6 protein-coding genes are annotated in these 8,500 nt (G+C 55.3%); all 6 read right to left on the reverse strand.

Annotated elements, in window-relative coordinates; all coding sequences use genetic code 11:
• Positions 1 to 313: DUF3141 domain-containing protein (locus tag VFG09_03840; GenBank protein ID HET6514266.1), on the reverse strand; the 313-nt coding region annotated here is incomplete at its 3' end.
• Positions 314 to 594: 281 nt separating this feature from the next.
• Entirely contained in the window at positions 595 to 3,084 is a 2,490-nt protein-coding gene (locus VFG09_03845; protein HET6514267.1) for a mechanosensitive ion channel domain-containing protein, read from the reverse strand.
• Between the two features lie 182 nt (positions 3,085 to 3,266).
• Positions 3,267 to 4,010: an ion channel gene (locus VFG09_03850; GenBank protein ID HET6514268.1), complete on the reverse strand. Its 744-nt coding sequence runs from the start codon at positions 4,008 to 4,010 to the stop codon at positions 3,267 to 3,269.
• Between the two features lie 17 nt (positions 4,011 to 4,027).
• Positions 4,028 to 5,047: a hypothetical protein gene (locus VFG09_03855; GenBank protein ID HET6514269.1), complete on the reverse strand. Its 1,020-nt coding sequence runs from the start codon at positions 5,045 to 5,047 to the stop codon at positions 4,028 to 4,030.
• Between the two features lie 96 nt (positions 5,048 to 5,143).
• Entirely contained in the window at positions 5,144 to 6,526 is a 1,383-nt protein-coding gene (locus VFG09_03860; protein HET6514270.1) for a carbohydrate porin, read from the reverse strand.
• Position 6,527: 1 nt separating this feature from the next.
• On the reverse strand, positions 6,528 to 8,246 hold the full coding sequence (locus VFG09_03865) for a SulP family inorganic anion transporter (GenBank protein ID HET6514271.1): 1,719 nt from the start codon (positions 8,244 to 8,246) through the stop codon (positions 6,528 to 6,530).
• Positions 8,247 to 8,500: the final 254 nt, after the last annotated feature.

Below are 8,500 nucleotides of genomic sequence, written 5' to 3' on the forward strand. Positions count from 1 at the left end.
TTTCATACTCGAAGTGCAGCACAGGAGGCTTGCCTGCGCGTTCGTGTTCGACGGCATTATTTCCCCGCTGTCGCATCGTATCCCAGAACAGGACTGAACGCTGCACAAAGTCCGTAGAATACTCGAGCCAGTTCGTCCAGATTTCCCAGGGAGACGTCGGCTTGCTAACGAGGTCGACAATCTGCTCCTTGTAGGCAGCCTGAACGCGTTCGTTGAACCGTTCCTGGGCCAGCTGCATCCGCTTTTGGAAAAGCTTGGTGACCTTCGCTGATATCTCCTGAATTTGAACTGCTTGCTTTGTGACGTCTTTCATGGTTAAGTCCTCCTTAATAGAATGTCCATCGGATGCCGGCTTCTCCTTTTCCTGCAAAGAGGACAGAGCTGTACTGCATAGCTTACGGCCGAGTCCCCCCTATTAAAGAAGCAAATCGCCTGCCATCACCAAAATGCCCTTGTTTGCTAGTCAGAGCCATCTTTTTATAAGGATTTTTCTCTAACAAACAGAACTAAAAAAACCTGCAGAAAATTCTCATTGCCGATATTTCGGCAAATCTACCGATATTTCGGCAAGGAACCTTCTCTGCTTTACCAGAGTTACTCCTTTTTCACCTCCTTCTCAGGAAACGAGACCTTCACCTCGAGCGGCTTTGAAGAATCCACGTGCACGTCCCTTTGGGGGAAGGAGATGACGATACCGGCTTGTTCGAGAAGGTCATTTATCGCATGCCGTATTTCACTCACAGCGACACGGTTGTCCCTGTTCGAAACCAGGTCCATCCAGAAGAAGCCGGTGAAGAGGAGGGAGCTGTCGCCGAAGTCCTCAAAGAGTATGGTTGGCGGAGGGTCCTTCTGGACCATCGGATGCGTTTCGATCGCCTTCAAGATAAGGCGTTCCGTTTCCCTCGTAGGAGAACCATAGGCAACGCCGACAGAGACTGAATAGCGAATCTTCCGGTCTGAAAGGGTCCAGTTCGTGACTTTCTGCTGGAGGAACTGACTGTTCGGAACGAGCATGTCAATGCCGTCAAACCGGTATATGCGGGAGTTTCTCATCCCGATCTCCGTCACCCGTCCGCCCTGACCGTCCACTTCAACGATATCTCCGACTCTGATCGAACGGTCAAAAAGGAGGATCATGCCGCTGATGAAATTATTGATGAGATGCTGTGCTCCAAACCCAAGGCCTATCGCAAGGGCGCCTCCCAGAAAGGTAAAGACCGCAAGAGGGATATTCACCGAAATGAGCGAGAAGATAGCGACACAGATGAACATGAAGCCGTAAATGACCTTCCCGATGGGCTCTGCTTTACTCCTTGCCCACTGAAGCCTCGTTGTCAAGGCCCATTGGATTGCCCTTCCGATCTTTGCCGCGATCCAGATGCCGATGAAGAGAATAATGAAGGCCTTCACAACCTTTCCGATCGTCACGCTCACCGGTCTGACGATAGTGCGATCTTCAATAACCGTCGTCTCCGTGGCGACATAGAGCTCGGTATTCCAGATCTTTTTGACGAAGGCATAGGCGAGCTGGAAACGTTCCTTCGCGCGGCTTGCGACGGATGCCTCGTCGATGCGGCGGGTCAATTCGTCGTTCAGGCGGCTGGCAAGGCGCTCAAGTCTGCCGATGCCCTCGATCAGTCCCAGGGTGATGTCCTGACGTTCCTCGTAGGCATTGAGGATCAGCTGCTGGACCTTCGCTGTCGGATCCGATTTCTTAAGAGATGCTATTCTGTCCTTCTGATTCTTGATGAGGTTCATCCAGCTCGAAAGACTGGAATCGGCAAACTGCTTGGTGACTCCAAGGCGCGCAAGGGTTTCCGCCACCTCTGCCTGTTTTTCCCGCATATCCTTCAGGTCCCTCTTCTGATTAAGCCAGTAGCGGTTCTGCCATATCCTTTCGGTGGTGTTCACAGCCTGTATCCGCCCCTTGAACGCGGTTACTTTGAGGCGCGCGGTCTCAACAAAAACCTGCTCAGCTTCGAAGCCGAGAGTGAGAAGCCGAAGCTGTTCTTCTGGGGAGATCTTCCTTCCCTGAGACAGCCCGAGTGTCTCGATCACCTTCTTGATTGGGCCCTGTGGAAGCCCCTTTTCTTCGCCCGCGGCTGACAGACTGCTCATGGCATTGCGGATGATGTCCAGGTTCTTCTTCGCCTCAGCCTCGCTCTTCTGGGCCCTCAGCAAGCCGGTTTCCAGGTCCCTGCGACTGCTCTCAAGATCACGGAGTTTCTTGTCGAAGTCCTCCTTTGACAGAGGCGAAGAGGCCTCGGCGGTCCTGAGATTTTCTTCGAGAAATGAGATCTGTTGGCGTTTTCCCCTGACTGCGGTCTCGTAGGTCAGGCGGTTCAGTTCCGCGAGCACCAACCCGGCTTCGTTCCTCTCGTTCTGCAACCTGGCAAGATCAAGGAGCCACCGGTTTCTCTGCTCCCGGGGGGTCCTTACGCTCCTTGAACTCACTTCCTCTGCAAGGCGGAGCGCCTTCCGCGATTTTTTCAGGTCGTCGTCAAACCTCTTGAAGGACCTCATGGCCATGGAAAGCCTGAATTCGAAGGACTGAAGTGCAAGCCGCTGGGAAAGCAGTGAATCGCGGATGCCATCGAGGAAGGCGATGGAGAAGGGAGCCTCTCCGAAGCCCTTCCAGGATTTCCGCTCCATCTCATAGGACGCATTGTCCTTCCTTATCTCTTTCAGCTCTTTCAGCGTATCTATCTGCTTGTCGAGGTCTATCGTCAGCTCGCTCATTATTCTTTCCTGCTCTCTTACTTCATCGGGGCTTGCTCCCAGGACTTGGGCGCTGCCTAAGGCCACGCTCTCGGCCATAAGCTTGTCAACCTGCGCCTTGATCCGGTCGATTTCCTTGTCGATTTCAGCATCACTTCCGAGAAGTGCTGCAAGAGAAGAGGCCTTCACTTCTTTACCCGTTTGCGCAAGCGGTTGGAGAAACTGCTGCCCCGAGGCGAAGGGAGGCCAAAAGAATAATAAAATCGCCGAGACCAGGCAGACGCTCAAAATACGGCGAACGACAAGAGATCCGCCGATCTCCTTTCTCGGGGTGCAGCAGGTGTTTTTCATCTCATGATGGATCATATCCTTCTGATCATCCTCGGCAGCTTCTCATAATGAGAGGATATCACAACTTTCTGTGCTGCGCATCCTTCTCTCCCAGGGTGCCGTATCCGGCTTATTGCCTTTTGCCGGGAGTCGAAACATCGAGGACACAAGACCGCGCACCATAGAGGCAAGCCCGCCCGGAAAGGACTCGCCACGAACTACGGGTCCTCACCTTTTCCGGTTTCATCCCGAATATCCTGATCAGTGCGCTCATTCCGGTAGATGATCTCCAGTGAAACGAGACGGGCAAGGAGCGCAGCAGGAAAGAGCAGGCCGGTTAGGGCCTCAAGTATCGCCAGCATACGGGCTGCAGGATGGACAGGGACGATATCGCCGTACCCGAGTGTTGCCATGGTGACATAGCTGAAGTACGTCAGCGACGACTGGTGCTCAGGCTCGCCTGGCGGCGCTGTCATGGACGGAGGGAAGGAAAAGGCCCCGGGGATGAAAAGGGCGATCAGTTCATACATAAACGTCCATGTAACACCAATGAGCAGGTAGGCCGCAATGGCACCCCAAATCCGGTGGCCCGTTACCGGGCCATCACGGAAGACCTGTTTCAGCAGCACGCTGATCAGCAGGAAAAAAAAGACCGCCGTGGAGATGTACGAACAACCTAAGATGAGCCGGCTCTCGATGAAGTAACGCAACACACCGAAGATCAACGCGACAGTTGCAACCACAAGGGAGACGAGACGCGGGAACCGTCTTGTTGTCGTATAGGCGGTGCCTGAGATCAGGAGCAGCACCAGGAAGATTGACAAAAAGATTTTTGCCAGCCAGGTATCGAGAAAAGGGGAAAGGAAAAAAACTAGGATAAGGAGCAGGAGGAGCGCAGAGAACCCGCGATCCCGCCACCAGAATTCGGTGAACCGCTTCAGACCTTTTCCCGATGCTCCCATGACACTTCCGTCAGCCCTTATGAAGAAAGCGCTGCGGAGCTTCCTCCTTCAATAGTCTTTATTGCCCTTTGAGCAAACTCATCATCAGGAATGTCAGGACTGTAGTTGATGATTACCGAGGCCGCACTAATATTCACGCGAATGCTCAGGATATCCTCCAGAGACTCCAAAAGCGATTGCAGGCCGGTTGCGTAGGACGCATCCGTCTTCAAGCGAGGGACCCGCAGACGGATGCGTCCCCGGGTCTGGTGAATTATTGTGGCAACTGTGCTCGGTGTCGCTGACAGCCGGCCATAAGCCCCTTTCACCCTTGCTTTTCTGCGCTCCCCGATGGAAACGCTGAACCCTTCCCTGTTTTCGAGATACGCGAGCAATTCGACAAGGAGATTCTGCAGGACTGCCAACCGCTCATGTCCCTCCATCGCCTCAACACGATCAGCCCGGTCGATGGCTTCAAGGGTCCTGCGGACCGCCGCGCTCCGGTACAAGGGGGCGCGTTTATTCAGTTCGTCGCTGACCTCCTGCGCGAACTGAAAGAACGGGATGGATTCAAACACCGGAAGAACGGCGGTGACCTCTCCAACACGCCGCACCACAGCGGCGCCGAGAGAACTCCTTTCGTCCAGGCTGCAACGGAAGGCATCCCCCGGAAACGAGCGACTCTCCCAGGCTTTCGCTATCCTTCTCGTCAGCTCTATTACTCTGGAGTCCCTCGTGTAAGGGCCATACCGATAAATGAGACGGGCCCACCCGAAGTACTGGCCCAAACGGTAGAGGATCTCAATCGCAGCGGGAGAGCCGACGTCATACTTGCCGGGATACTCCTTCTTATAAAAGGCCAGTTCGCCTTCTTCAAGAATACTGTAAAGTCTCGCCTGCAATTCTTCGGTTGACAGCATAAAAGAATTGACGAAAAGCGCGGCCTCCTGGTCACGCTTCAGCCGCCTTTCCCTTTGCTGCTCACCGCTCCAGGTCAAAACCGACCATACTCCCGCAGCCAATGCAGACAGGACTGAAAGAATCTGTGCAGGATCCATGCTGTCCTCCCTTCCTGCGTAGATAGTTGCGGCCGCTATCTACTTTATAGCACGTTCAACAGGCTCTTGCAACCGCGCTTTCGATCTCGATGGAACCTAAAACGTCACCGCCAATTGGAAGCCCAGGGCTGCGGCATTTCTGATAGCGCTATTGCCGCTCGGTTTCATTACGTACTGAAAATCGGGCGTGATGGAGAGCCATGGGGTCAAGGTTATCTGGTAGTTGACCTCGATCACCGCCTCACCCGACGTCTGTGGTATGTATCCGCTGAAACTCCCATACAGCGCCCCGATCGAGGCGAGGTCACTCCCCCGGCCAGGGATGAGACCCTGGTAGCTCAGGCCGCCGCCGAGGAAATAGGGCATGCTGCTCACGCTCGGTTTCGGAGATATGGCGGCCTCGCCCCACACTGTCAGGCCTTTCTGACCGCCCGGCCCTGGATCCCGATAGACCATCTGCTGGAACATCGCATACAGACTGTAGTTATTGCTCACGCTGCCGGAGGGACTGCTCAGACTGCTGAAATTGTTGCTGTTGTAGAGACCGCCGATAGTGTATTCTCCGGGCAGACCGGCATTTCCGGGGGCCTGATTGTGCAAGTAGCTGGCCTGCGCAACGGTCAGCACACCGGTATTGCCCTGCTGAAAGGCGAAGTTGACCCCGTTATCTTTCCCTGCTGCGGCAGAGGGATTCGTATTAAACATGCCGGCACCAACTTGAATAATAGGGGTAAAGTTATAAATCACCTGGGCGCCCCACTCCACACCCGGGGGGCTGAGCGCAAACGCCGAGTCGTTGATGCCGAGAGAGGCGGGGACGGAGCTGATGCCCCCGCTGAGATAGTTGTTCAGTACCGGCATTGTTGCAAAGGTATTGGCGGGGGCCAGGCGGCCAAGGGCAACAGTGAGGGCGCCACTGAGAAATTGCTGCTGCAGGTACATCTGCTGCAGATTGACGTTTCCCTTACCGTTGAACGCACTCTGGACCATAAAGACGTTGCCGATATGTTCCATCGACAGGTCTCTGCCCGAGGCATAACTCGCCCCAACATTGAAGGAAAGGCCCGGCGCGCCCAGAAACTTGTTCAGATCCCATGAGACCAGGTCCACCAGTGTGCCGGCATAGGTGAACCCCTGACTCCGACCGCCGCTGACGCTGCCCATGAACTGCGCAGTGTAAGAATGCGTCGCTGTTATCCCGAGTTTCGCCAGCGCCGTTCGATACTCCCCGAAATCCTTTGTCAATGTTTCCGTGAGGGCGTCAAAGGGCTTCCCCACGCACTCAAAATGCAGACCTTGCGGATTGGCCGGTGTGGCGCAGCGAAGGGATCGGTATGGGGCCGTCCCCTGATCCTGGGCAAGATTCCTCGATTCTTGAGAAGAAGCGGCCTCTTCCTGGGCCGCCGCGGCGACCGCAAGGCCGAAGGTAAAACAAACGATCAAGAGAAACGATAGAGCGCTGCGAGTGACAAGGGGCATGTCAGTTTCTTGTCCCGGTAGCAGGAAACAGCTTTTCGTATGCGTCCACCATTTCCGGAAGACGCGGGTAAAAGGCGTCTTTCCCGATGAGACCGGTGAGTTCGAACCTGTCGAACTCGTCGCGGACCGTCTCGTCGAAAACATCGGCAAAGACGAGACGGACCCCTTTGCCTCTCAAAAAACCGTGGAGCGAGCGCAGGGTTGCAGCCGCCGTAAAGTCCACGCCGGCCACAGCCGATGCCTCAATACAAAACCACTTCAAGGGGGGGTGGGCGCTGTTGACAAGATCCACAACCTCCTGCGAAAGCCGGTCGGCATTTGCGTAGTACATGGTGTGGGTGAAGCGGTATACCATGAGGCCGGGTCTGAGCTGCTCCGGAGCAGTCAGCGGCACCACCCTCAAGCGGCCCTTCTCGTCGGCTGCGACGACGCTGTTCTTCGGCCGGTAGCTCCGCCTCACATGGTCTGCAAGCGACAGCGCCATCGCGAGAAGTATGCCCTGCTCAACGCCGATGGTGACCACCACAACGGCAGTCACCAGCGCTACCCAAAATTCCGTCCGGCTCTGGACCCATATCTTCCGCATCCCCTTAAAGTCGATCAATTCCACGCCAATCAGGAAGACCACGGCCGACAGGACGGCTGCCGGCATCAGGGCCAGAGGACCGGTCAGGAACAGGAGCACCATGAGGACGATGAGGCTCGTCGTGATCTGCGACAACTGGCTGCGGCCGCCTGCGCTGTCAACCATCTGGGTCTTGGTCGGGCTTCCGTTCACCACAAAGGTCCCTGATAATGCGGCGCCGACATTGGCGAGGGTGAGGCCGACCAAATCCACGTCCTCGCTGAAACCTTCGTTATAGCGGGCAGCGTATGCCCTCGAGGTCGCCGCGCTCTGTGTAAGGATTACTACGAACATTGCAAAGGCGGTGGGAAGGAGCGTCAGGATGAGGGCCTTGTCCACGTGGGTGTCAGGCAGACCGATCTTTGGCAGGCCGATCGGGACTGCACCAAGTACGTTGACGCCGTGGTCTGCCAGATCGAACACCGAGCTCGCAATGATAGCTCCAATTACCGTAATCAGGGCTCCGGGAATCTTCTTCGACACCTTCTTGGAACCGATGATTACAACGATTACCGAGAGTGATATTGTTACGTCATAAAGATTCATCTGTCCGATCTGCTGCAGGTCTTTGATAATCTTATGGAGAGGGCCATGCCCTCCCCCAGGGAGCCCCAACATCCCCGAAATCTCACCGACGGCAACCTGGATGCCGACGCCGGTCAGGAAGCCGATTAAGACGGTCCTCGAAAGAAAATCAGACAGGAACCCCAGACGAAGGATACGGGCCAATACCAGGAGCGCCGCTGCCAATAATGCGAGGACGCCTGCCATTGCAAGCCATTCGGCCGAATAGGGCGCTGCCATTCCGGTAAGGGTCGCGGCAAGAATAGCTGCCGTTGCAGAGTCGGCTCCCACCACAAGGTGACGGGATGACCCGAAAAAGGCGAAAAGGATCATGGGGATGAGGATGGTATAAAGGCCGGTGATCACCGGCGTACCCGAAATCTTCGTGTACCCCATCACCTCAGGAATGGAAAGGGCCGCAAGCGTGATGCCGGCGATGATGTCTGCCGGGATTTGCGATGGTGTGAGAGGCAGGATCCCCTGGAGAATGGGCAATCCCATCCTTGTTCTCTCTTTCTTCTCTTCTGTCATTGCGTTCCTATCTCCACGCGCGTCGCCATCCCGTAGGAAGCGGGCAGGTCCCTTATTTGCCGGATCTTTGGCTGTGTAATATGTACAGTGAAACCAGTCGCGCTAAAAGGGTCGCCGGATAGAGTTGCCCCACAAGGGCTTCAATCATCGTCAGGGTACGTGTGAAAGGATGCACTGGAATAATGTCTCCATATCCAAGTGTTGTAATAGTCGTGATGCTGAAATAATTAAGATTGTAAACGAATCGGGGGTCG

The organism is Thermodesulfovibrionales bacterium, assembly GCA_035686305.1.
Classification (GTDB): Bacteria; Nitrospirota; Thermodesulfovibrionia; order Thermodesulfovibrionales; family UBA9159; genus DASRZP01.